The organism is Aquabacterium sp. J223 (genome assembly GCF_024666615.1).
In the GTDB taxonomy this organism is placed as follows: domain Bacteria; phylum Pseudomonadota; class Gammaproteobacteria; order Burkholderiales; family Burkholderiaceae_C; genus J223.
This window is the reverse complement of record NZ_CP088297.1, coordinates 997,185-1,021,000: the sequence shown is the minus strand read 5'-3', so window position 1 is coordinate 1,021,000 and position 23,816 is coordinate 997,185. Positions and strand designations below refer to the sequence as shown.

The 23,816-nt window shown below is 66.1% G+C and carries 23 protein-coding genes and 1 pseudogene; 14 read left to right on the top strand and 10 right to left on the bottom strand.

Features of this window, described 5'->3' with window-relative positions; all coding sequences use genetic code 11:
- The 4 genes from LRS07_RS04975 to cadR all read right to left on the bottom strand — a co-directional run bounded on the left by LRS07_RS04975 (position 1) and on the right by cadR (position 4,408).
- On the bottom strand, positions 1–1,602 hold the full coding sequence (locus LRS07_RS04975; RefSeq protein WP_260500888.1) for an efflux RND transporter periplasmic adaptor subunit: 1,602 nt from the start codon (positions 1,600–1,602) through the stop codon (positions 1–3).
- 8 nt (positions 1,603–1,610) lie between these two features.
- Positions 1,611–2,918 carry a TolC family protein gene (locus LRS07_RS04970; protein ID WP_260500887.1) on the bottom strand — a complete coding sequence of 436 codons (1,308 nt, stop codon included), beginning with the start codon at positions 2,916–2,918 and terminating at the stop codon, positions 1,611–1,613.
- Between the two features lie 102 nt (positions 2,919–3,020).
- Positions 3,021–3,389, bottom strand: coding sequence for a cation efflux protein, CzcI family (gene czcI / locus LRS07_RS04965; protein ID WP_260500886.1), 369 nt, complete (start codon positions 3,387–3,389; stop codon positions 3,021–3,023).
- 530 nt (positions 3,390–3,919) lie between these two features.
- The gene (gene cadR / locus LRS07_RS04960; RefSeq protein ID WP_260500885.1) at positions 3,920–4,408 is read right to left on the bottom strand and encodes a Cd(II)/Pb(II)-responsive transcriptional regulator; all 489 of its coding nucleotides are present in this window, start codon (positions 4,406–4,408) and stop codon (positions 3,920–3,922) included.
- A gap of 263 nt (positions 4,409–4,671) precedes the next feature.
- On the opposite strand from cadR, the gene LRS07_RS04955 reads away from it, so the two are divergent.
- From LRS07_RS04955 to LRS07_RS04945, 3 genes are read left to right on the top strand one after another with little or no spacing between them, the layout of a single operon-like run.
- Positions 4,672–5,277 (top strand): TlpA family protein disulfide reductase, encoded by a 606-nt coding sequence (locus tag LRS07_RS04955; protein WP_260500884.1) that lies wholly within the window; start codon positions 4,672–4,674, stop codon positions 5,275–5,277.
- Positions 5,274–7,418, top strand: a complete 2,145-nt coding sequence (locus tag LRS07_RS04950; RefSeq protein WP_260500883.1) for a protein-disulfide reductase DsbD family protein — start codon at positions 5,274–5,276, stop codon at positions 7,416–7,418. Before LRS07_RS04955 ends, LRS07_RS04950 begins: the two co-directional genes overlap by 4 nt.
- Complete coding sequence (locus LRS07_RS04945; RefSeq protein WP_260500882.1) at positions 7,415–7,939, top strand: DsbE family thiol:disulfide interchange protein; 525 nt, start codon at positions 7,415–7,417, stop codon at positions 7,937–7,939. The genes LRS07_RS04950 and LRS07_RS04945 overlap by 4 nt, the downstream gene beginning before the upstream one ends.
- 125 nt (positions 7,940–8,064) lie before the next feature.
- Here the strand turns inward: LRS07_RS04945 and LRS07_RS04940 are convergent, their stop codons facing one another.
- The 5 genes from LRS07_RS04940 to LRS07_RS04920 form a co-directional block, all read right to left on the bottom strand.
- Positions 8,065–8,316, bottom strand: a complete 252-nt coding sequence (locus LRS07_RS04940; protein WP_260500881.1) for a hypothetical protein — start codon at positions 8,314–8,316, stop codon at positions 8,065–8,067.
- A 62-nt stretch (positions 8,317–8,378) separates the two neighbouring features.
- On the bottom strand, positions 8,379–9,224 hold the full coding sequence (locus LRS07_RS04935; protein ID WP_260500880.1) for an undecaprenyl-diphosphate phosphatase: 846 nt from the start codon (positions 9,222–9,224) through the stop codon (positions 8,379–8,381).
- Positions 9,225–9,699: 475 nt separating this feature from the next.
- Positions 9,700–10,194: a signal peptidase II gene (lspA, locus tag LRS07_RS04930; protein WP_260500879.1), complete on the bottom strand. Its 495-nt coding sequence runs from the start codon at positions 10,192–10,194 to the stop codon at positions 9,700–9,702.
- The gene (locus tag LRS07_RS04925) at positions 10,184–13,207 is read right to left on the bottom strand and encodes a heavy metal translocating P-type ATPase (RefSeq protein ID WP_509909127.1); all 3,024 of its coding nucleotides are present in this window, start codon (positions 13,205–13,207) and stop codon (positions 10,184–10,186) included. The genes lspA and LRS07_RS04925 overlap by 11 nt, the downstream gene beginning before the upstream one ends.
- An 83-nt stretch (positions 13,208–13,290) precedes the next feature.
- The gene (locus tag LRS07_RS04920) at positions 13,291–13,911 is read right to left on the bottom strand and encodes a cation efflux transmembrane domain-containing protein (RefSeq protein ID WP_260500878.1); all 621 of its coding nucleotides are present in this window, start codon (positions 13,909–13,911) and stop codon (positions 13,291–13,293) included.
- Between the two features lie 460 nt (positions 13,912–14,371).
- On the opposite strand from LRS07_RS04920, the gene ccmA reads away from it, so the two are divergent.
- The 11 genes and pseudogenes from ccmA to LRS07_RS04865 all read left to right on the top strand — a co-directional run bounded on the left by ccmA (position 14,372) and on the right by LRS07_RS04865 (position 22,805).
- Complete coding sequence (gene ccmA, locus LRS07_RS04915) at positions 14,372–14,992, top strand: cytochrome c biogenesis heme-transporting ATPase CcmA (protein WP_260500877.1); 621 nt, start codon at positions 14,372–14,374, stop codon at positions 14,990–14,992.
- Positions 14,989–15,705, top strand: coding sequence for a heme exporter protein CcmB (gene ccmB / locus LRS07_RS04910; RefSeq protein ID WP_409450598.1), 717 nt, complete (start codon positions 14,989–14,991; stop codon positions 15,703–15,705). Before ccmA ends, ccmB begins: the two co-directional genes overlap by 4 nt.
- A 27-nt stretch (positions 15,706–15,732) precedes the next feature.
- Positions 15,733–16,494 (top strand): heme ABC transporter permease CcmC, encoded by a 762-nt coding sequence (gene ccmC, locus LRS07_RS04905; protein ID WP_260500876.1) that lies wholly within the window; start codon positions 15,733–15,735, stop codon positions 16,492–16,494.
- Between the two features lies 1 nt (position 16,495).
- On the top strand, positions 16,496–16,657 hold the full coding sequence (ccmD, locus tag LRS07_RS04900; RefSeq protein ID WP_260500875.1) for a heme exporter protein CcmD: 162 nt from the start codon (positions 16,496–16,498) through the stop codon (positions 16,655–16,657).
- Positions 16,654–17,067: pseudogene (ccmE, locus tag LRS07_RS04895) on the top strand (cytochrome c maturation protein CcmE); the annotation flags it as partial. The gene ccmD and the pseudogene ccmE, both read left to right, overlap by 4 nt.
- 52 nt (positions 17,068–17,119) lie before the next feature.
- Positions 17,120–19,114 carry a heme lyase CcmF/NrfE family subunit gene (locus LRS07_RS04890; RefSeq protein WP_260500874.1) on the top strand — a complete coding sequence of 665 codons (1,995 nt, stop codon included), beginning with the start codon at positions 17,120–17,122 and terminating at the stop codon, positions 19,112–19,114.
- Positions 19,111–19,632 (top strand): cytochrome c-type biogenesis protein, encoded by a 522-nt coding sequence (locus LRS07_RS04885; protein ID WP_260500873.1) that lies wholly within the window; start codon positions 19,111–19,113, stop codon positions 19,630–19,632. The genes LRS07_RS04890 and LRS07_RS04885 overlap by 4 nt, the downstream gene beginning before the upstream one ends.
- Positions 19,629–20,906: a c-type cytochrome biogenesis protein CcmI gene (gene ccmI / locus LRS07_RS04880; RefSeq protein ID WP_260500872.1), complete on the top strand. Its 1,278-nt coding sequence runs from the start codon at positions 19,629–19,631 to the stop codon at positions 20,904–20,906. Before LRS07_RS04885 ends, ccmI begins: the two co-directional genes overlap by 4 nt.
- 138 nt (positions 20,907–21,044) lie before the next feature.
- The gene (locus LRS07_RS04875; RefSeq protein ID WP_260500871.1) at positions 21,045–21,683 is read left to right on the top strand and encodes a thiol:disulfide interchange protein DsbA/DsbL; all 639 of its coding nucleotides are present in this window, start codon (positions 21,045–21,047) and stop codon (positions 21,681–21,683) included.
- A 414-nt stretch (positions 21,684–22,097) separates the two neighbouring features.
- Complete coding sequence (locus LRS07_RS04870; protein WP_260500870.1) at positions 22,098–22,397, top strand: hypothetical protein; 300 nt, start codon at positions 22,098–22,100, stop codon at positions 22,395–22,397.
- 177 nt (positions 22,398–22,574) lie between these two features.
- Positions 22,575–22,805 carry a helix-turn-helix transcriptional regulator gene (locus LRS07_RS04865; RefSeq protein ID WP_312028355.1) on the top strand — a complete coding sequence of 77 codons (231 nt, stop codon included), beginning with the start codon at positions 22,575–22,577 and terminating at the stop codon, positions 22,803–22,805.
- A 14-nt stretch (positions 22,806–22,819) separates the two neighbouring features.
- On the opposite strand, the gene LRS07_RS04860 is transcribed toward LRS07_RS04865, so the two are convergent.
- Positions 22,820–23,119 carry a hypothetical protein gene (locus tag LRS07_RS04860; RefSeq protein ID WP_260500869.1) on the bottom strand — a complete coding sequence of 100 codons (300 nt, stop codon included), beginning with the start codon at positions 23,117–23,119 and terminating at the stop codon, positions 22,820–22,822.
- Between the last annotated feature and the right edge of the window lie 697 nt (positions 23,120–23,816).

Sequence of the window (23,816 nt, the reverse complement as noted above, 5' to 3'; positions counted from 1 at the left end):
TCAGTGACCGTGGCTGGCCGAGGACTTGCCGGCCTCGGCCTTGACAACGAAGCTGCCGGCGCTGGCGTGGCGCGCCCCGGCCTGCAGCCCCTTCAAGATTTCCACCCGCTTGCCATCACTGCGGCCGGTCTGCACCGGCTGTGCGACGAAGCCGTTTGGCGTCTGCAGGAAGACCACGGTCTTGTCGCCTTGCGTCTGGACTGCATCGGCTGAGACGGTGACGGGCGCCGTGGCATCGTTGGCGGTGAGTTCCACGGTGACGAAAAGTCCCGGGCGCCAGACGGCGTCCGGGTTCTGCACCACCATCCGCGCCGGCGCGGTTCGGGTCTGCTCGCCGATCAGCGAGCCGACATAAGCCACCGTGCCACTGGCCGTCTGGTCGAACGCGGTGGAGCGGATGGTGACCCGCTCCCCCACCCGCACCTGGGGCAGTGCATTGGCCGGCACGTTGATCTGCGCCCAGACGGTGCGCAGGTCGGACAAGGTGAAGACCTGAGCGTCTTCCTTCACTTGCTCCCCTAGCGCGATGTGCTTCTCGACGACGGTGCCGTCGAACGGGGCGCGTAGCTCGAACCGGTTGAGGCTTCCCACGCCGGTCCCGGCCCCTACGGCCTGCAGCTTCTGCCGCGCGTTGTTGATGGCGATCTCGGCTTCACGCAGTGCCTGCTCCGCCTGCAGCACGTCCTGCTGCGGGGAGATCTTCTCTTCGAATAGCTTCTTTTCGCGCTCGTAGGTGGTCCGCGCCAGTTGCTGACGGGCAAGCGCCCCCTGCAGTTCGGCGCGCTGCTCGGAGACGGTCGGGCTGCTGATCACGGCCAGCACCTGGCCTTTGCGCACCGGCTGCCCCAGCGACACCAACACCGCTTCGACCACTCCAGCAACCCGGGGCACGACGTGCGCCGTGCGGTCTTCGTTGAAGCGGATCTCGCCGGGGAGCTGCAGCGTCGAACGAATGCTGGCCGGCCCCGCGGCTTCCAAGCCCACGCCGGCAGCCTTCAACTGCTCGGGCGAAAGGGCGATCACGCCTTCTCGCTCGGAGAAAGTGAAAAGGAACGGCTCCTTGGGCGTCTGCACGGCCAGCGTGCCTTCGAACACATGCGGTTCCGGGACCGGCTGGGCGCTGACGAGGGCGTCCTTCTCGAGGTTGAAGCTGAGCTTCTCGACCTCGCCGCCGGGGCGCGTGAGCTCGCCAGTGACCTTGCCCGCAGTGGGTGCAACGGCCTTGCCGCCCTGGGAGAGCCAGAGCTTCATGCGCGGCACGCCGCCTTGCTCCGTCAGCAGCAGTTCCACGCCGAAATCGCCCTCGGTCAACATCTGGCCGCCGTTCGGTCCCTTGGCCGCCTTTTCATGGTGCTCGGTGTCGGCATGGCCGGCCGAGTCGCCATGGCTGTCCTTGCCCTTGCCGCCGTGGTGTTCCCCGTCGGCATGTCCCTTTGCCTCGTTGTGGCCGCCGCTCTCTTCGCCAGCAGGCTTGGCGCCGCCCATGTTGAGGATCGCCACGGCGCCCGCGCCGCCCAGCGCCAGCAGCACCACGATGGCCGCAAGCTGCTTCTTGCCCACGCCGGCGCGCAGGCGCCGAGCAGGATTCATCTTGGTGTTCATGGTCGCTCTCAAGGTTGAGTGCCCGCGTCCGGGCGATCGTCGGGGTTGCCGAGGCGGCGTTCGAACTCCGCCGCAGCCCGGTTGAATTCAGCCAGGGACCGCAGGTACTGCGTGCGGGCCTGCAGTAGCGTGCGCTGTGCGTCCAGCACGTCCAGGAAGCCGAACTTGCCGAGTTCGAAGCCTCGGCTGGCCGCCTCGTAGGCGCTCTGTGCGCCAGGCAGCACCTCCTGCCGCAGCACCTGGGCCTCGCTGGCGCGCGCCTGCAGCATGTCAACGATCTGCTGCACTTCGGTGCGGACGCGTTGTTCCTCTGCTTCCGCGATGGCCTGGGCCGCATCACGACGGCGCAGCGCTTCGAGCTGAGCGCCTTGGTTGGTATTGAAAATCGGCAGCGGGATCGAGACACCGATCAGGGGTTGCGTGCGACCAACCTCCTGCGCCCGCGTGGCCCCCAGGCTCACCACGACGTCAGGGATGCGGCGTGCCCGTTCCAGCGCATAGGCTGCGTCGGCGCGCTGCACCTCGCGCTGTGCACGGCGCAGCATCGGCGCCTGCGACACACGCTGCGCCAGGCCATCGCCCGCAGGCGGCGCCGGCAGGGCATCGACGCTGCCGTCGAGCGGACCCAGGGCGGCTTCGGCCACGCCCATCACCAGGCTCAAGGCGCGTTGTGCGACCTGGCGGTCGGCCTGCGCCTGCCGCAGCTCGATGCGCGTCGTGGCCTCCGCCACGCGGGCGCGGGTCTCCTCCGTGGGCGAGACCTTGCCGGCGGCGACCCGGCGTGCGGCGGCAGCGGTGCCACGGGCGGCAATGCCCACAGACTCCTCGGCAGCCCGGACCCGCTCCTGCGCGATCAGGGCTTCGAAGAAGGCATAAATGGTGCCGGCGCGGACCTCGGCTCGGCGGATGGCGAGGTCGGCCAGCGCCACCTCTCGCCCTCGGCGGGCCAGCTCGACGCGAGCGGCACGCTTGCCGCCGAGCTCGAACGGCTGGCTGAGTACGACCGTGCTAGTACGGGTCTCGCGCCGGGTGTCTTCCTGATCGACCCCCAGGGTTGGGTTCGGACGAACCCCGGCCTGGTCGATCGTGCCGCGGCTGGCGGCGACTTCGGCTTCGGCCGCGCGCAACAGTGGGTTCTGGCGCAGCGCTGTCTGCAGCGCAGCATCAAGCGTCAGTGTTGCACCCGCAGTCGATGCCGACGCGGCCGGCGTGCTTGCGGGCGGGGCAGGGGGAACAGCCACAGGCGTGGCAGCCTGGCCGTGAGCAAGAGGGGAAATCAATGCCGCGCACAGCAGCGGCACGCAGGTTCTGCGCATCGAACACTCCAGAGGTTGCTAAGGCAGCCGGAGAGATTCGACGCGGGCAGCAGTGATCAGGTCAGAGGAGGGTCCTGCCTGGAGATGGGTGCGCGCGCCGAATCAGGCGCGGCGCCAATTGGGGCGTTCGTGGCGGTCCGGATCGCGCGTTGGCAGCGGCCCAACCGCGGCGTCCTGGATGGCAGGTCCCTTCAAGGTGGGAACCTCAAGCGACTGCACTTGCAACGTCTTGGCGACGCTCAAATGGCAGTAGCCGCAGTCATTGTCGACCGACAGTCCACCGCCCTTGGCAGGATCCTGGCCATCGGCATTGGTCCCGCAGGTGCCCGAAGCAGCCTTGTGTTCGTGCTGGTGGTGACCGAAGTGACGCGCCTCGGACGAAGTCTCATGCTGGCAGTACACCGCTGCCGACGCCCAGCTGAACTGGAGCGGCAGCATGGCGAGCAGACAGAGGATCAGCCAACGGCGCATGGGCCCGAGTATACGGGACTGCGTTTGGTCATTGCTCGTATTGGCAGCACCGCATCACGATCGACAATGCTTGTCCCTACCTCGACACATGCGCACAAGCACCTCCAGTGCGATGACGGAACGAAGCAAGCCTCTTTCGAGGCTCGAGCGCCAGATTCAGTTGCCCAGGGCTGTCGTCTGGACGCTGCTCGGCGGATGGGCTGTCCTCATTTGCTTGGTCGCAGTGCTTCTCTGGCTTCTTAAGCGCCGACAGAACACGGTCGGGAAGACCAAGTCCAAGCGGACACAGCGAGGAAAGCGAATACGAGGAGCCAAGCGCTGACTGCTCCAATGGCCAGAGCGCAATTCCGGCGCCGCCGCACGACCCGCAGCAGTGCCAACGCACTCCATTTGACCCCTCAGTCCTCAGGTATAACAGGCGGGGCTTCCGTATCACTCAGTACGTGCCGAGGAGCGGCGGCGCTGCCCTGTCGTCCCTGCCTGAGCCGTCTTAATGCCAAGCTGAACATGGCCGGGGCAGCGACTTCGACTCAAGGTGAAGCAACAAGTCGTCTAGGAGGCTGCTTCCTTTGCACTCGACCAGGCGGGCGGGAGGAAGCAGGCAGTGCTCGGCCCTCCACAGGACGAAGCGGGGTCGCGAGGCCCTCGAGGATCCCGCAATCTTTAGCCTGGCGCGAGCGGCCGCACTGGCCGCGAAGTTCCTTAAGCCCACGCTCCAGGGTTTTCAACTCTCGGACGCGGTAAGCGACGTGCGCGATGTGCGCCTCAAGCAATGCATTGACATCGTTGCAGTCCGCCTGCGGTGCGTCCTTGAACCGCAGGAGTGTGCGGATCTCGTCCAGAGTCATGTCCAACGACCTGCACTGCCGGATGAAAACCAGACGCTCGAGATGCTCGGGCGCGTAGACCCGGTAGTTCCCAGACGACCGTGCTGGAGCCGGTAACAGACCCTCCCGCTCGTAGAAGCGGATGGTTTCCACGCCGGTCGCTGTTGCTTGTGCCAGGGTGCCAATTTTCATGTCTATGCCGTCAGCTATCGCTGTGTTGACTCTAAACCAACTTCATGGTTTCCAATGCCGATCATGGCTCAGCGGCTCTGACCGAGTCTACGATTCCCATGCCGTTGATGCTCACGAAGCGTTGGCTCGTTGCGGCCGGCGGGCCGACCCAAAGACGCAACAGGTGGCGTCCTTCCGCGCCGCGATCCGTTGCTTGCGACGCTGTCCGGGTATGCCGTACGACCGAGGCAAACGCGCTTGCTCAGGAAAGCAAGGGAAGGACGATGAAGATCCAGCGCAGGAGTGAAGGACGCGTGGGTGCGACCACATGGCGCCACCGGTGGACCATTGTCGTGGTCGTGGTTGCTGCCATGGCCGCAGGCGCTGTCCTAAACAACCTTCGTCATGGGCCGGGCGGTGCCCTTATTGGCGCACAGCGCTTTGTCATGCTCCCTCAACCGAAGAAAACCGCCCCTGTCTCGTTCGTCAACAGCGACGGTGCGCCAATGCAACTTGACCACCTTCAGGGGAAGGTTTTGCTGCTGAACATTTGGGCAACGTGGTGTACCCCTTGCAGGCAGGAGATGCCCGCGCTCGACCGATTGCAGGCCAGCCTTGGCGGCCGCGACTTCGAGGTGGTGGCGTTGTCCATCGACAATGATGTCAAGGGCCTTACCAAGGTCAAGGCCTTCTACTCTCAGGTCGGCATCCGCCATCTCCGCGTCTTCCAGGATCCAACCGCGACCGCGGGCTTCAAGCTCGGAACGTCCGCCGTTCCGACAACCCTGTTGATTGATCGGCGAGGTCGCGAAGTCGGGCGGCTGACAGGCGCGGCGGAGTGGGACAGCGAGGAAGCGATGAACCTTGTCCGCAGCACCATTTCTCCATGACGCGTCGATCTCTGCTTCAGACGATTACCGCGATTGCCCTCGGTATCTGCGCAACCCTCGCCCAAGCGCAACTGTTTAAGAGTGCTGCGGACGGCCCGAGCGTCGTTACCACCGAGCGCACGCGCGCAGAGTTGCTGGTGCACGCTCCGGATGGGCTTGGACCGGACAAGCAAGTCTGGCTCGGACTTCGATTGACGCATCGGCCAGGCTGGAAGTCGTACTGGCTGAACCCCGGGGACGCCGGCTTGCCGACCCGCCTGCAGTGGAGCCTTCCTCGCGGCGTGTCGGCCGGCGAGGTTCGCTGGCCGGTGCCAAGCAAGTTTCTGTTGGGCTCGCTCGTCAACTACGGCTATGCCGGCACCGTGCTGCTGCAGGCGCCCGTGCGCTTCTCGCCCGAGTTCTCGCTCGCCGACTACGCGCATTCAGAACTGGAGGTGAAGCTCAAGGCCCAATGGCTTGTGTGCAAAGACGTGTGCATACCTGAAGAAGGCGAGCTCAGCTTGCGCATCGCTCCCTATAGCAGCCATGCATCCGATGTCACGGCGTTCCAGGGGAGTTGGGCCTTGCTGACGCGAGAGTTCACGGGCAGCAGTCGCATCGATATCGAAGGCACTTCGCTCGCTGTCCGTGTCACCGGGCTCCCGGCTTCTCTCGTCGGGCAAAAACTCGACCTTTTTCCAGAGACACCGGGTGTCATCGATGCCTCGGCGCCGTGGTCTCAGCGGTGGGACGGCAGCGAATGGACCGCGCGAGTGCCGTTGTCCGCGCAGCGCCTAGAGAGTCCGCGAACCCTGCCGATGGTTCTGACCAGCCCGCAAGGAGGGTGGCGGACAGAGGCTGCGGTCTTCGGCGCCTGGCCTGCGCCGGGGGCGGTCAGCACTGCAGTGCCTGCGTTCGGCGAAGCCGTAGGCACGCCGCAGTCCGCGGAGCAACGTCTGACTCTCGGCCTGGCGCTGCTCGGCGCCTTTGTCGGGGGGCTCATGCTTAACCTGATGCCCTGCGTCTTTCCCGTGCTTGCGATCAAGGTATTCGGCTTCGCCCGGCACGGCCAGGACGCCGCGGGAAGGCGCGTCGATGGTGCGGCCTATGCTGGGGGGGTCGTCACTTCTTTCGTCGCACTCGGTGTCGTCCTCGTCGCGCTGCGGGCGGCCGGCGAACAGGTGGGTTGGGGCTTCCAACTTCAGAGCCCTTCGATGGTCGCTGCTTTGGCCGTGCTGTTCACGATCATCGGCCTGAACCTGGCGGGCGTCGTTACGTTCGGGCGCCTGCTGCCAGCATCGTGGCTGGCCAATGAAGCCCGCCACAGGACGATGAACGCGTTCCTTTCCGGCGTCCTGGCCGTGGCCGTTGCGTCGCCGTGCACGGCGCCGTTCATGGGGGCGGCCCTCGGTTTTGCGGTGGCCATGCCCACGGAGCAAGCGCTCGCGACCTTTGCCGCGCTGGGGCTCGGAATGGCAATGCCCTATCTGGTCGCCAGTTGGACTCCAGCGGCGGCGAAGCTGCTGCCCCGGCCAGGGGCTTGGATGGATACGTTCCAGCGACTGCTGGCATTTCCGATGTTTGCAACCGTCGTGTGGCTGCTTTGGGTCCTGGGCAAGCAGACCGGCATCGATGCGCTGATCGCCACCTTGGCGCTGCTGGTCGCGACAAGCCTGCTGGCGTGGGCGGCCAGTCTGCGCGGCACCGCGCGCGCGACCGTCGGGCTGCTTGCCGTGGCGGCCCTCGCATCGACGGCGACAGTGGCGTTCCGCGAGATCCAGGCAGGCGTGGTCGCTCCGCCGGGAGACGCTCAAGTCGCCGGCTGGGAAGCCTGGAACGCCGGCAAGGTCGACTCGATCCTGGCCACGGGCAGGCCGGTGTTCGTCGATTTCACGGCAGCGTGGTGCGTCACCTGCCAGTACAACAAGAAGACAACGCTTTCCGACCCGGCCGTACAGGCGTCGTTTCAAGCGCGGAACGTCGCGCTATTGCGTGCCGACTGGACCCGGCGCGAAGCGAGCATCACGGCGGCGCTGGCCAGCTTCGGCAGGACCGGCGTGCCGCTGTACGTGCTGTACTCGCCTGGCAAGCCTCCGCAGGTACTGTCCGAGCTGCTGACCACCGCCGAGCTGACCTCCGCCCTCTCGGGCCTTCCGCAATGAAGCGCTACCTCGTTCCGCTGTTCATCTTCGTGGTGATGGCCGGCTTCCTCGCCGTGGGCCTCCAGCGCAATCCGCGTGAGGTGCCTTCGCCGCTCGTCGACAAGCCGGCACCGGCGTTCGACCTGCCGCAGTTGCACGACCCGGCGGCGAGGCTCACGGCCGAGCAGATGAAGGGCCGGGTCTGGGTGCTCAATGTCTTCGCGTCGTGGTGCACGCCCTGCCTGGCGGAGCACCCGTACGTGACGCAGCTGGCCAGGCAGCCGGGCGTCATGGTGATCGGGCTCAACTACAAGGACCGGCCGGAGGATGCCAAGGGCTGGCTGCGCAAGCACGGCGACCCCTACGCGAAGATCGCCGTCGATGCCGAAGGCCGCGTCGGCATCGACTACGGCGTCTACGGCGTGCCCGAAACCTACCTGATCGACAAGAAAGGCGTGATCCGCCACAAGCACATCGGCCCCATCACGCCGGAGGCGCTGAAGCAGACCTTTTTGCCCATGCTGGTCAAACTCAATGGGTAACTCCAACTGCGCCGATGCCCATCCTTCTTAGGTTTGGCTTGCAACCTGGTAAATCACCTAGCTTGGGCTATCGGTCATCGCGCGTTCGATCCGAGTGCCCGCCGCAAGGATCTGCCTGTCACGCCTTAAGGCTGTCCATAACGCTGGCGCAGGGCTGTCTTTAATGCTCCGACCTTGACCAAACCCTGTTCGCCTTCTGGACTTTGTTGCTCGATGAGGCTGATGCAATCCTCGACAAGCACACGTGCAAACGCGTCAAGATTGAGCTCGCTCCACGTTTCGCTTTGACCCGAACAATGATCGCTTGCTTGCTTGATCTCCGTAGCTTGAAATGCCAACGCTCTAATCTTTTCATTCGTGGGTTCAGTAGCTTGCATTGACGCCCTCCTGGGTTGTGAGTTTAGGATTTACTCTGGTGCGAAGTTTCATTGGCCTATATTCAGGTCGGCGAGGCGATCCAGCCTGCTTCAAAGGCGAACAGAATCAGTGCGCCGAAGGCAATCCGGTACCATCCGAAGGGGCTGAAGTCGTGCGTCGACACGTACCGTAGGAGCCAGCGAATGCAGGCCAGCGCACTGATGAAGGCCACCACGGTACCACTGACGAACAGCGCGACATCCTCAGCGCGCAACGTGTCGCGGTGCTGATACGTTGAATAGACAGCCGCCGCGAAGAGGGTGGGAATGCCGAGGTAGAAGCTGAACTCGGTGGCCACCTGCCTCGGCAGCCCGAGCAGCATCGAACCGATGATCGTCGCCCCGGATCGGCTGGTGCCCGGGATCAATGCCGCGCATTGCACGAGACCGATGCGCAATGCGTCTTTCGGAGTCAGATCGTCCACGGTGCCAATGTCCGCCCGTCGCGAGGTGCCGCGGGGACGCCTCCGCTGCGAACGCTCCACCAGCAGGATGACCACTCCGCCAAGCACAAACGCGATTCCAACCGTGGTCGGGTTGAACAAGTGGCCCTTGATGAACGAACCGAACAGCAGGCCCAGGACGGCCGCGGGAACGAAGGCAACCAACAGATTAAGCGCAAACCGCCGACGCGCCGGGTCGGAGGTCAGGCCGAAAGCGGTGGCCGCCAACGGCGCCCGGTAGTGCCAGACCACGGCGAGCATCGCGCCGGCCTGGATCGTGATCTCGAACACCTGCGCGGCATGGTGATCAAAGCGCAGCAATGACGCCGCGAGGATCAGATGACCGGTGGAAGAGATTGGAAGGAACTCAGTCAGACCTTCCACGATGCCCAGCACTGTCGCCTTGGCCAGCAGCATCAAGTCCATGCTCAGTTCGCCCGATGTTCAGGAGGCGTCTACAAGTGCCAGCCCGTGCGGCCTGAGCGGCGGCGTGACGTGGTCGGCGCAGACAATGCGTGCCCGCGCAATGGCGCCGGACGCACGCCGAACGTGGCACCGCCCGGTCGAGCGCCTGCTCGTGCCAAGCGAGGTCGGCGGCCCAGACAGCGCCGCGGCACCCGCCGCAAGGTGTCGGAAAGGCTCGTGCCTCCGCATGGTCGGATCACGGGACACCATGCGCAAGGGCTGAGCGGCCACGAGCAGGAGATGCGGCACGAAGGCAGGCAGGAAGTGGCCGGACTTGTCTAGCACGCCCCAGCCGCCTACAGCCTCAAGGTGCCGTGAGAACACCATGCCAGCTACGGTCGCCCGGTGCCGGTGCAGCCGGACGGGCTCCACCGGGCCGGCGTAGACGGCCCAACCTCGGCCCATGACCCACAACGGCCGGCCGGATGCGTCGAGTTCATCCATTCGCTTCGTGCAGCCGCTTCCTGCCGAAGACCTCGTGGACCACGATCAACACCGCGCCGATGCTGATGCCGACGTCCGCCATGTTGAACGCCGGCCAGTGATGCGGACCCCAGTGCACGTCGATCCAATCCACCACGGCGCCGCGCATGAGGCGGTCGACCATGTTCGCCAAGGCGCCGCCGAGGATTAGTCCGAAGCTCGTACGCTCGACAATCGACATCCCGGGGCGCCGGATCATGACGACCAGGAGGACCGACGCAGCCAGCGCGATCGCGATGAAGAAGTAGCGCTGCCAGCCGCCCGCGTCGTGCAGGAAGCTGAACGCCGCGCCGCGGTTGAGCACGTGCACGATGTTGAGAACCGGCAGCCACTCGTGCACCGAGCTGTACTCGACCCACGCGACGATCGCGGCTTTGGTCGCAACGTCGGCGGCCAGAATCAGGCCCGCCAGCAGGAAGCCCAGGCGCACGCCGCGCTCAGCCGGCATGGTGACGATCGGTGGGTGCCGAACGGCCCAGCAGGCGCAGCCCGTTGAAGACGACGACCAGACTCGCGCCCATGTCCGCCAGGATCGCCAGCCACAGACTGGCGTGACCCGTAAAGGCGAGCACCATGAAGACCGCCTTGGTACCGATCGCGAACGCGATGTTGGCCTTCAGGATGCCGCCGACCCGGCGCGACAGGGCGATGAACTCGGGCAGCTTGCGCAGGTCGTCCTGCATGAGCGCCACGTCGGCGGTCTCGATCGCGGTGTCGGTGCCGGCGGCGCCCATGGCGAACCCGATGTTCGACTTCGCCAGCGCCGGTGCGTCGTTGACCCCGTCTCCGACCATGCCCACAGGACCCCGGGCCGCTAGTTTCTCGATGGCCTCCAGCTTGTCCTGCGGCAGCAGGTCACCGCGCGCGTCCGTGATGCCGACCTGCGCCGCCACGGCTTGGGCCGTCTTGCTGTTGTCGCCGGTGAGCATGACCGGCTCGACGCCGAGCCGCTTCAGCTCGGCCACCGCCAGCTTGCTGCTGTCGCGCACCGTGTCGGCCACCGCCAGCACGGCCAGCGCCTGCTTGTCCGTGGCAAGGACCACGGCGGTCTTGGCCTGCGCTTCGAACTGCTCCAGCAGCGCGCGCACCGGCTCGCTCGCGATGCCCAGCTCGGTGGCCAGCCGCTGGTTGCCGATGTAGTAGGTCTGGCCGTCGATGTCGCCCTTGACGCCACGCCCGGCCAAGGCTTCGAAGCGCTGCACGGTGGCGTGCGGCCGGTCGCCGTAGCCGTTGACGATGGCGGTCGCAACCGGGTGCTCCGACAGGGCGTCGAGGCTCGCTGCGACCCGCAGAACCTCTTCGCGTGACATCGAGGCCACGGGCACCGTCTCGGTCAGTGCCGGTCGGCCGTGTGTCAAGGTGCCGGTTTTGTCCAGCGCCACCGCGCGCAGCAGGCGCCCCTGTTCCAGGTACAGGCCACCCTTGACGAGGATGCCGCGCCGCGCCGCTGCGGCCAGGCCGCTGACCACCGTGACCGGCGTCGAGATGACGAGCGCGCAGGGGCACGCGATCACCAGCATCACCAGCGCCTTGTAGACCCAGTCGAACCAGATGCCGCCGAAGAACAGCGGCGGGATCACGGCGACGGCAAGCGCGAGCGCGAAGACGGCCGGCGTATAGAAGCTGGCGAAGCGGTCCACGAAGCGCTGCGTCGGCGCGCGCTGGCCCTGCGCGTCCTGCACCGAGCGGGCGATGCGGTCGAGCGTGGTCTCGCCCTTGCGCGAGCGCACTTCGAACTCGAGCGTGCCGCGCTCGTTGATGGTGCCGGCAAAGACCGTGTCGCCTGAGTTCTTCTCCACCGGCATGCTTTCACCGGTGATGGGCGCTTGGTTGACCGCCGAGGCACCGGAGACGACGACGCCGTCGAGCGCGATGCGTTCGCCGGGCCGCACGCGGACCAGGGCGCCGAGCGGCACCGTCTCCGCCTTGACCTCGTCCCAGCGTCCGTCGGCCTGCTTCACGAGTGCCGTTTCCGGCGCCAGGTCCATCAGCTTGCGGATCGCGTTGCGGGCGCGGTCCAGGCTCAGCGCCTCGATCATCTCGGCGATGCCGAACAACCAGATCACCACCGCGGCTTCCGGCCATTGGCCGATCAGCGCGGCGCCGATGACGGCGACCGTCATCAGCAGGTTCATGTTGAGCGATCGGGTGCGCAGCGCGATCCAGCCCTTCTTCAGCGTGTCGATCCCGCCCAGGGCGATGGCCGCGAGCGAGGCGCCCACCACCGGCAACGACGATTCGCCCATGCCGGAAAACGCCATCACTTCGGCACCGATCGCCAGCACACCGGCGGCCGCCATGCGCAGCCACTGGCTCTTCGAGATGCCGCTGCCGAACTCACGCGTCACCGCCGGTGCGGGCTGGCTGCTGTCCCGAAGGACCGGCGCCATGCCCAGGCGCTCGATCGCCGCGGTGATCGGCGCCTCGTCTTGTAGCGAATGGCTGACGATCAGCGTGCGGCTCATCAAGTCGAACTGCAGCGCCGCGACGCCGGGCAGGCCCTCCAGGGCCTTGCGCAGCAGCGCCTCCTCGGTGGGGCAGTCCATCTTCTCGATCAGATAGGTGGCCTGTCCTTGGGGGCTGGCGCCGGCCTCGCGTTCGACGGTGGCCTCCATGCCGATCTCGCGCAGTGCATCGAGCACGGGTGCGGGGTCGACTAGCCGGTGCTGCACCGCCAGGCGGCGCTTCATCAGGTCGAAGTCGAGCCGGTCGATCGCGTCGAGCTTGCCCAGGCGCTTGCGGATCAGCGCTTCCTCGGTCGGGCAGTCCATGTTGGTGATCAGGAACTGCGTGGTATTGCCGCTCGCCGCAGGCACCAACGCGAGCGTTGGTGCGGGCTTGCCGCAGGGGCCGCAATCGGCGTCTGCATCGGGGCTCGAGGGCGGTGCCGCCTCCGTCGTGTTGCTCAGGTGTGCCCGCATGCCGATCGCCTGCAACTGCTGCAGGATCGGCTCGGCGGACGGCAAGGTGTGCACGACCGACAGCCGGTGCGCCCGAAGGTCGAATTCCAGCGAGTTGACCCCGTCGAGTGGCTCCAGCCGCGCTCGGATCGCCGCTTCTTCGTTGCGGCAGTCCATGTCCGGGACCGTGAAGAAGTGCGTCGAAGGCACGCTCACACTGCCGCCGCAGGCCGAAGAACAAGCCGAGCCGCATGCGTCGCCGTCAGCGACCGTCTCTTCCGCTTCCAACGATGCGGACATGCCGATCTCGGTCAAGGCGTGAAGCAAGGGCTGCGAATCGGGCAACCGGTGCTCGACCACGAGCCTGCGAGCCGGCAGGTCGAACGAGAGTGCCTCGACCTCGGGAAACTGGGCCAACCGGACCTGGATCGCTGCTTCCTCGTTGCGGCAGTCCATGTTCGCGACGCGGAAGGCCGTCCGCTGCGAGGTCAGCGTCGAGGCGGGATCGCGGTCGTCAGTGCGTGGTCGCGCACCTGTGTCGTGAGTGATACTTGTCTGCACGTTTCTGCCTTTGCGGTGTCAGGATTTGGCAACCTGTAGCGAGTACGGGGTCAAGCGTCGTCCCGTTACCAGCGCAGAAAAAGTCACTTTGGTTCGGAGTCCACCTTCTCCGCAGCCTCACGAGCCTCGGCCAGGATCTCCCGACCGCCGTTGCCGGCGATGGCGGCTACCACCAGGCCGAGCACGAGGTCCGGCAGGTTCGAGCCCCACAACATCACGAGCGCGCCCGACAGGACGATCGCCAGGTTCACGATCGAATCGTTGTTGGTGAAGATGGCAGATGCCTTAAAGTTGACGTCTTCCCCGCGGTGACGCTTGAGCAGGCGCAGACAGACGATGTTCAGCGCGGCGTTGATGGCAGCCATCCCCATCATGGCGGGACCGATCGGCGCTTCGCCGCCGAAGAAGCGGCGCAGCACTTCCACCACCAGCATCGCCGCCAGCCCGATCAGCAGCCAACCCGACAGGCGCGCGGCCCGCACCTTGATGGACGCTGCGCGGCCGACCGCGTAGAGACTGACTCCGTAGACCGACGCGTCGGCCAGGTTGTCCAGCGCGGCTCCGATCACAGCCGTGGAAGCCGCCCAGAGGCCCACGGCGACGCCAGCCAGGCATTGGCCGACGTTGATCAACAGGACCCACCACAGGATGCGGCGGTCAGCAGCCTGGTTGGCGTCGAGGCCGTGTTCGTCTTCGTCGCTCATTTCTGTGTCCAAAATCGCCTGCGGACGCAGGCCGTGTCCTGGTTCGTATTGCAAGCCCTGCAGCCGATACAGAGTCAAGGCGCGGCGATCGGCAGCATGTTTGTTCAAGCGCGACCGTGAGCGCTTCCCAACACTGGGGTCCATGAATAGCGGCGGAGAGGCAATGAGAGCACTTTCTATGGTCCGGTACAGGGCTTACCCGGGAGTGATGGCACTGGTGCTCACGGGCGTTGCATCGGCCTGTTGGTCTTGCATGCGGTGCTCGGCTTCGTCTTGCTGCGCGTTTGGGCGGGTTGGGAGGGACTGTAGTGGCCCAGCGACTGGCCCTTCCTGGCACAGGTGTTCCTGGCAGGCGTGCTGCTGGACCTGTCGCTGTACGCCGTGCATCGAATGAGCCACCGCTATGACTTCCTATGGCGGCTGGGGCTGGCCTGAAATGCGCCCGGTTACAGTGCAAACCATGTTGGAAGTGGAGGCTTTAGAGGCCCGTCGCGGCCGTCGCGCGCTGTTCACCGATCTCGCGTTCACAGCGCGGCCCGGGCAGTTGGTGCGTGTGACTGGCACCAATGGCGCGGGCAAGACCACGCTACTGCGCATGCTGGTGGGCCTCGCGACCCCCACTCAAGGCCAAGTGCGCTGGCGCGGTGCGCTGATCGCCGCGCAGCGCGAAGAGTTTCATCGCCAACTCGTCTGGTGCGGGCACGCCGCGTCGCTGAAGGACGACGCAAGCGCGATCGAGAACCTTCGCGTGGCCGCGGCGCTCGCGGGCGATGCGATCGAAGCGAGCGCCGCACGACAGGCGCTCGGCGAAGCGGGGCTCGCCGGGCGCGATCATCTGCCGGCGCGGGTGCTCTCCGCCGGCCAACGCCGTCGTGTCGGGCTCGCGCGCCTCTTGCTCGCTGCCCATCGGCCGCTGTGGGTGCTAGACGAGCCGTTAAACGCGCTCGACGCCGCCGCCACGCAGTGGCTGGGCGCGCTTCTGCTCGCGCATCTGGCGCGCGGCGGTATCGTCGTGCTGACAAGCCATCAGGCGCTCGCGCTCGACGACGGCGCAGCGCAGGCCGTGACGGTGGCGCTGTGAACGCTGAGACCGGCGTGGCTGGCGCCACGCTCGCTCGCGCGGGCACGTTGGCCGCGCTGATCGCCCTGTTCACGCGCGACGTGCGCCTGGCGCTGCGCCGCAAGGCCGACACGCTGGGCGCGGCGATCTTTTTCGTCATCGTCACCAGCTTGTTCCCGCTGGGCGTCGGGCCTGATTCCCAACTGCTCGCACGCATGGGGCCGGGCATTGTCTGGGTGGCAGCGCTGCTGGCGTCGATGCTGGCAATGCCGCGCCTCTTCGCCGAAGACGCAGCCGACGGCACGCTCGAGCAGTTGCTGCTGTCGGCGACGCCGTTCCCGCTCTTGGTGCTGGCCAAGGTAGCCGCGCATTGGCTGGTAAGCGGCTTGTTGCTGGCGGTGGTCGCGCCGCTGATTGCGCTGCAGTACGGTCTGCCAAGCTCGCAAGTCGGGGTGCTGGTGCTGTCGTTGCTATTGGGCACTCCCGTACTAAGCTTGGTCGGCTCCATCGGCGCTGCGCTTACCGTAGGCGTGCGGGGCGCTGCGGTGTTGCTTGCTCTGCTGGTCTTGCCTTTGATCACGCCTGTGCTGATTTTCGGTGCCGGTGCGGTCGAGGCCGTGGGTGCGGGTCTGTCGCCGAAGCCGCACCTGTCCCTGCTGGGTGCACTGCTGGCGCTCGCGCTGTTCGGCGCACCCTGGGCGGCGTCGACCGCGCTGCGCATCAGCGCCGATTGATAATCCGCGTTGACTCCTCACTTGCCGATGGCACGCTTCGTCTGGTCCTATTTCGCGGCGCCGCAACGCTTCTACAGCCTGGCCGGCCGGCTGGTGCCGTGGTGCGCAGCGGCCGCGGTCGCCCTTGCGGCCTACGGCCTTTATCTGGGCCTCGGCGTTGCGCCGGCGGACTTTCAGCAGGGCGACAGCTACCGCATCATCTTCATCCACGTGCCTGCGGCGTGGATGGCAATGGTGCTGTACGTGGCGATGGCGTTCTGGTCCGCGATCAGCCTGGTGTTCAATGCGCGCCTGGCGGCGATGCTCGCGCAGGCGATCGCGCCTACCGGCGCAATGATGGCGTTCCTCGCGCTGTGGACCGGCGCGCTGTGGGGCAAGCCGACCTGGGGCACCTGGTGGGTGTGGGACGCGCGGCTGACGTCGACGCTGATCCTCTTGTTCCTGTACATCGGTTATCTCTCGCTGCGCGCGGCGATCGACGACGAGCGCCGCGCCGACCGCGCATCGGCCGTGCTCGCGATCGTCGGCGTCATCAACGTGCCGATCATCTACTTCTCGGTCAAGTGGTGGAACACGCTGCACCAGGGCGCATCGGTTAGCTTGAACCAAGCGCCGTCGATGGCGGCGATCATGCTCGAAGGCATGCTGGTGATGGCGCTCGCGTTCTGGGCCTACTGCTTCGCGGTGGTGTTCGTGCGCGTGCGCCACGTCATCCTCGAACGCGAGCGTGGCGCGGGGTGGACGCGCGAGCATTTTCCGCAGATTCAAGGCCTGGGGCAGGGTGCTTGAGATGAACTTGTACTGGTCGAGTTGGTCGCAATTCCTGGGGATGGGCGGCTACGGGCCATATGTCTGGGGCTCGTTCGGTGTCGCGGCGCTGGCCATCGCGATCGAGTTGTGGAGCCTGCGCGCGCGGCGCAAGGCGCTGATGATGGAGAGCGATCACCCATGAAACCGCGGACCAAACGCGCGTTGGCCATCACGGCGGGCATCGCCACGCTCGGCATCGCCGCCGCGCTCGTGCTCAACGCCTTCCAGAGCAACCTCGTCTTCTTCTTCAGCCCGACGCAGGTGGCGCAGGCCGAGGCGCCGAAAGACCGCGCGTTTCGCATCGGCGGGCTGGTCGAAGCAGGCAGCGTCAAGCGCGACCCCAATGGCCTCACGGTCACCTTCGTCGTCACCGATACCGCGAAGACCGTGCCCGTCACCTATACCGGCATGCTGCCCGACCTGTTCTCCGAGGGCAAAGGCGTGGTCGCGCAAGGCAAGCTGCGCGCCGACGGCGTGTTCGTCGCCGACCAGGTCCTCGCCAAGCACGACGAGAACTATATGCCGCCCGAAGCGGCCGAGGCATTGAAAAGGCCAAGCACGGGCGGATGCCGTCGCTGGTCAAGCATAGTCAGGGCACGCCCAAATGATTCCAGAAATCGGCCATTTCGCATTGATCCTTGCGCTCGCGGTGGTGCTGTTCGCGCAAAGCGTGCTGCCGCTTGCGGGCTCGTTCAACGGCCAAGCCTCCTGGGTAGCGCTGGCGCGGCCCGCGGCGCTGGTGCACTTCGCGCTCGTGCTGCTGGCCTACGGCGCGCTGACCTCGGCCTTCATCGACAACGACTTCTCGGTTCAACTCGTCGCGGAGAACTCGAACACCGCGCTACCCCTGCCGCTGCGCGTGGCAGCGACCTGGGGCAACCACGAGGGCTCGATCCTGATGTGGACGTTGATCCTGGCGGGCTGGACGGTGGCGGTCGCGCTGTTCTCGCGCCAGTTGCCCACTGTGATGGTCGCCCGCGTGATCGCGGTGATGGGGTTCGTCTCCACCGGCTTTCTGCTGTTCACGCTGTTCACGAGCAACCCGTTCGAGCGGCTGCTGCCCGCGGCGGAGAACGGGCGTGACCTCAACCCGCTGCTTCAGGACCCAGGGATGATCTTCCACCCGCCGTTGCTCTACATGGGCTACGTCGGTTTCTCGGTCGCTTTCGCCTTCGCCATCGCCGCGCTTATCTCCGGTCGACTCGACAGCACGTGGGCCCGATGGTCCCGCCCGTGGACGACGGTGGCGTGGGTCTTTCTCACATTGGGCATCGCGCTGGGCAGCGCCTGGGCCTACTACGAACTCGGCTGGGGCGGCTGGTGGTTCTGGGATCCGGTGGAGAACGCGTCGTTCATGCCGTGGCTCGTCGGCACGGCGCTCATCCACTCGCTGGCGGTCACGGAGAAGCGCGGCGGCTTCAAGATGTGGACAGTGCTGCTGGCGATTCTGGCTTTCGCGTTGAGCCTGCTGGGCACCTTCCTCGTTCGCTCCGGCGTGCTGACCTCGGTGCACGCCTTTGCCACCGACCCGACGCGCGGTGTCTTCATTCTCGGCTTTCTCGTGCTCGTCGTCGGCGGCTCGCTCGCCCTGTTTGCCTGGCGCGGCCCACGCGTAGGCATCGGCGGCGCCTTCGAGCCGGTCTCGCGCGAAGGCATGCTCCTGGCCAACAACCTGCTGCTGATGGTGGCGACCGCGGCGGTGATGCTCGGCACGCTGTACCCGCTGGCGCTTGATGCGCTCAACCTGGGCAAGATCTCAGTCGGTCCGGCGTACTACAACGCCGTGTTCGTACCGTTGATGGTGCCGGCGCTGTTCCTGATGGGCGTCGGCCCGATCTCGCGCTGGAAGAAAGCGACGCTGCCTGAGTTGGCGGTGCAACTGCGCTGGGCGGCAGCGGCGGCGTTTGTCGCCGCAGTGATCGCGCCTTTCGTGCTCGGCAAGTTCACGCCGCTGATCGGCTTCTTCCTCTTCGTTGCCGCATGGATCCTGGCCACGACTGCGAACACGCTGTGGCTGCGTGTGCAGGGGCAGCCGCTGGCGCTGTGGGGCCAGCGGCTCGCCACGCAGACCGGGAGCTGGTACGGAATGCTGCTCGCTCATGCCGGCGTGGCGGTGTTCGTGATCGGCGTGACCATCGTCGGCGGCTTCCAGACCGAGCAGGATCTGCGCATGGAGGTGGGCAGCAGGGCGCGCGTCGGCGGCTACGACTTCAAGCTCGTCGGCTTGCGCGAGTTGCCCGGCCCGAACTACCAGGCGGTTCAGGCGACCTTCGAAGTGTCGAAGGACGGCCGGCTGGTCGACAAGCTGTACCCCGACAAGCGCCTTTACAGCGTGAGTCGCAGTCCGACGACCGAAGTGGCGATCGACCGCGGCGTCACGCGCGACCTCTATGTCTCGATGGGCGAGCCGCTCGACGACGGCCGTGCCTGGGTCGTGCGCCTGTACGTCAAGCCCTTCGTCAACTGGATCTGGGGCGGTTGCGTGCTGATGGCCTTGGGCGGGTTGCTCGCGGTGGCGGACCGTCGCTATCGCGTGACGAGCAGGCAGCATCAGAACGAAGGTGCGTCCGCCGGCGGCGCTCGCTCAGCCAGCGCATGACCATCGGATTCTTCATCCCCGGACTCTTGGCCGGCTCGACGCGCTCGATGGCTGGCTTATTCGTCAGCTTGGTCGCGGTGTTCGCGGCGGCATCGATACACGCCCAGGAAGCCCGCCTCTTGGCCGCCGACCCGGCGCTCGAGGCGCGCGTGCTGGCCGTCGCCGCCAACCTTCGCTGCCTGGTGTGCCAGAACGAAACCATCGCCGCGTCCAACGCCGACTTGGCAAAAGACCTGCGCAACCAGGTGCGCGAGCAGTTGCGCGCCGGCCGCAGCGAGCGCGAGATCCTCGACTTCATGGTGCAGCGCTACGGCGACTTCGTGCTGTACACGCCGCCGGTCAAGCCGACGACCTGGCTGCTGTGGGCCGGGCCGTTCGTGCTGCTGGCGGTGATGGCGTTTGTGCTGGCACGCGTGCTGCGGCAACGCCGAGCGCTACTCGCGCCCGCGCCGCTGACGGAGGCCGAGCACGAGCGCGCACGCAAGCTCCTGGGCGAGGATGGGGAGCCGCCGCGATGACCGGCCAACTTGCGGCGTTTGTCGTCGTCGCGGCGCTGCTCGTCGTCGTGGCACTCTGGGTGCTGCTGCGGTCGCTGTTGCGCGGCGGCGGTGCTGCGCCGCTGGCCGACGACACCGTGCAGAGCAATCTGCGCATCCTTCGCGCGCAGCTGCGCGAGCTCGACGACGAACTGGCGGCCGGCAGCCTCGACACGCCGCAGCATGCCGCGGCGCGCGCCGAGCTCGAGCGGCGCGTGCTCGACGAGACCGCCGCGCCTGCGACTGCGCAGCGCGCCACGCGTGGCCGCAAAAGCGCGATTGCGCTGGCGCTCGCGGTGCCGCTCGCGGCGACGGTGCTGTATGCGCATCTGGGCAGCCGCGACGCACTGAACCCCTCCATTGTTGCCGGGAGCGCCGCGCCGACGCCAGCGATTCCAGCCTCGCCGGTCGACATGGAGGCCGCGCTGAGAACCCTGGCTGAGCGCTTGAAGGCCGAGCCCGGCAACGTCGAGGGCTGGGCGCTGCTTGGCCGATCGCTGCTGCAGCTCGATCGCGCCGAGCCCGCGCGCGACGCATTCGCGCAAGCGCTGAAGCACCGCGGAGACGATGCCGGTCTGCTCGCCGACTATGCCGACGCGCTCGCGCGTGTGCAGGGCCGCAACCTCGCCGGTGAGCCGGAGACGCTGCTGCAGCGCGCGCTCGCGATCGACCCCGACCACGGCAAGGCCTTGGCCCTGGCCGGTGCGGCGGCCATGGCGCGGCAGGACCATGACGCCGCGCTCGCGCACTGGACCCGACTGCGTGCGCGCCTGCCGCCGGACACGCCAATGGTGAACGACCTCGATGCAGCGATCGACAGTGCTCGTGCGGCCAAGGGCTTGCCACCGCTGGCAGAACGGTCCGCGTCACGAGCGCCGGCGGCATCGGGCGCGGCCGCCGCCGGCAGCGGCGCGCTGCGCGTCACCGTCACCGTCGCGCCTGAACTCGCCGCCAAAGTGCGTAGCGGGGACACGCTGTTTGTTTTCGCGCGTGCCGCAGAAGGCCCACGCATGCCGCTGGCCGTGTCGCGCCAGACGCTCTCGGCAGCACCGACTGCGCCAATCGTCGTGCAACTCGACGATTCGCTGGCGATGACGCCGCAGGCGAAGCTGTCGGCGGCGAGCCGCGTCATTGTCGCGGCGCGCATCTCGCGTGGCGGCACTGCAGCGCCGGCCCCCGGTGATCTCGAAGCTCAAAACGTGCCGACCAAGCCGCGCGGCGAGCTCGCGCTCGTGATCGATCGCGAGCGAAACTGAGTTTCACGCAGCAGGCGCTGGGACAGCGGCATAGCGAAAGCGCGGTACCGGGGGAGGGGTCAACCTGCGATCGGCACTTGACTCCGTAGTTGGTACAGGCCCAAGAATGTCGGGCTTCTGCAACTTCCAACGCTGAGCATGGATCGCCGCCAGTTCGCCAAATCTGCCGCCGTGCCCCTTGCCACCATGCCGTTGCTTAGTTGGGCGCAGGAACGAATAGTGGAAGGAAAGCACTACCTGACGGTCTCGCCTCGTCAGCCCACCCGCGATCCGAAGCAGGTGGAGGTGCTCGAGTTCTTCGCTTACGGCTGCTCGCATTGCAACGCGTTCGAGCCGGCCATCGACGCTTGGCAAAAGAGGCTGCCCGCCGACGTCCTGTTCCGCCGCATCCCGGTGGCCTTCCGCGAAGTGCCCTATGTGCTGCATCAGAAGTTGTTTTTCGCGATCGAGATGCTCGGTTTGGTGGAGCAGCTGCATCGCAAGGTGTTTATAGCAGTTCATAACGAGCGCCAGCGTCTTGAGAAGCCGGAAGAGGTAGGTGACTTCGTAGCGAAACACGGCGTGAACCGCGCCCGCTTTTTAGACGCGCTAAATTCTTTCGCCGTCGCCACGAAAGCGAAGCAGGCCACTGCGCTGACTGCTGGGTACAGGATTCAAGGCACCCCGTCCCTCGGGATAGACGGCCGGTGGGTGACGACAGGATCGATGGCGGGAACGAATGAGCGCTCCTTGGCGGTCGCGGAGTATCTGGTCGGTGCGGCCAAGAAGAGTGGTTGAGATACGACGCTTGAGGAGCGTACTTGGCTTGCCTGTGGAACCGTCTACCGAACACAGTGAGCTGCATTGGCGGGACGGCACTGCTGGCGCTTAACTTGGCACACGGTTTCTCGCCGACAGCGCAAGGAATCTGAAGCTGCTGGCTTCGTTCATTGGACGAACGCCCCTACCATCGAGCGCGAGCGAAAGCACTTCATGACCTTCGAGCGGCACACTCGACGCACCCTCGTCCTCACTGCCGTACGTTGTCGTTTATGCCGTGCGACATCGCGACCTGCGCGACAGACGCGCCTGGCTCGCCGCATTGCGCCAGCACCATCGCCTTGAACTACTCGCCCTAGCGACGCCGCGTCTTGCCACTCTCGCTTGTCATGGTGCCCACGTATCCCTACGTAGACAGGATCCTTCAGGGCCGTGATTCGCTATTCAAGATGCCTTGGCTGGACGTATACCGGCCAGCAGCCGGACACCGCCAACGGCGTCATCTTCGTGTCGCTGGAGGGCGAGACCGGCACGGTGCAGGTGATCTGCTGGAAGCGCATCCGCGCGCAGCAGAGCACGCCACTGCTTGGGTCACGGCTACTGGCGGTGTACGGGACGTGGCAGCGCGCGGGCGAGGGGTGCAGCCGACGCGCGAACCGGCTGGAGAACCTGACGCCGCTGCTGGACGGGCTGCAAAGCGGGTCGATGGATTTTCACTTTGACTTTGCTTGAGGACCGCGCGGTGCCCTCCCCCGCTCACGGAGCCAGAAGTAAGTTCAACGGGCAACGCGTACGGGAGAGAAGTGGTGCAGCAGCAATTAGCCTCTTGCCAGTTTTTTCCTTGGAATCAGCAGTGCATCCGCTCGCATCCGGCTTAATCTATTCAGCATCGAGTGCACAGAGGTCCACATGCGCCGAGCCATAGCCCCCTCCACTGCATCGGTACTTGAAGTTCACGATGCCGAGTTTCTTCGCATGCCATCGGTGGTTAGACGTACCGGTTTGGGCCGCTCAACCATCTATCGCCTCGTGGCAGAACGCAAGTTTCCTTCGCCCGTCAAGCTAGCCGCTCGCGCGGTCGCTTGGCGCAGGAGTGACCTCGATCGGTGGAGCGAGTCTCGGTCTTCGGTCGAAGACTGATCGCACCAGGGGCATCAGATGCTGGCCTTCAAGATCATTCCGAAGAGCATGAGGGTGAGGGTGGGCCGACCCCAACGCCAGGTGGTGAAGGCGTACCACTCATTCAGCCATATCGCCCTATGAAGTCTCGGTACGATCGCAATGGCGCACAGCGAAATGGCCACCGAGCCGACGAACTCGGTCGGCCACGGCGCATTCAGCAAGGCGATGACCATGAGGACTGGCCAGGCCACCGCGTCGATGGCCGACAGCAGTCGCTGCCCAGGCCAGTACGGTGCATCTGGACGCGCCTGTCGCTGCAGCAGAACCAACATGGCATCCCTCCTAAAGCAGTTTCTCAGCCTATTCGTCGTCAAGGCGAAATGGGCAGCTCACAGTATCGGGATGTCACTGGACCGGCCTATCACAAAAGGGCCGGTGCGGCCCGCGGCCTGCTCTCCGTCCACTCGTCCTGCACCGCTTACCCATTGAAACTAGGCGCCGCTGGACAGTGCCCCACTTCTCTCGCTATCAATAGCGGTGTCGACCATGGGGCTGGGAAGCGACTCAGACGGTCCGGTCGACCACGGCGTCGCATAGAGCGGCAGTTCGAGCTTGGGGAACGCCATGGATCTAAGCCTCCCGCTGGAGTCGTCATTGGTCACTCACTGCCCGCACTGCGGGCACCACGAACCCGACGAGTTCGAGACGCTCATGACACGCGAGATCGCGGCAATGCGGTGCGCGGAGTGCAGGCGTTACTTCCCAGCCGTGTTGATGGAGTGCGATGTATGTGGCGAGGAGCATGTCTTCGCCTGGGAGCACGAGCCACCTGCGTTCGTTGTCGACCACCTTACCTGCCCTGCCTGCACGCGTAGCTATGTCTACTCCGAAGCAGACGGCTGCCGATCCGAACTCCACGGTTAGGCCGATGACACAGTCGATTCGCAGCGACGACGGCAATGTCAGCTTCACCCTCGCTCACTTTGCCGCACGCCTTTTCGTTGAGCGTGTCCAGCTTCACGGTGGCCG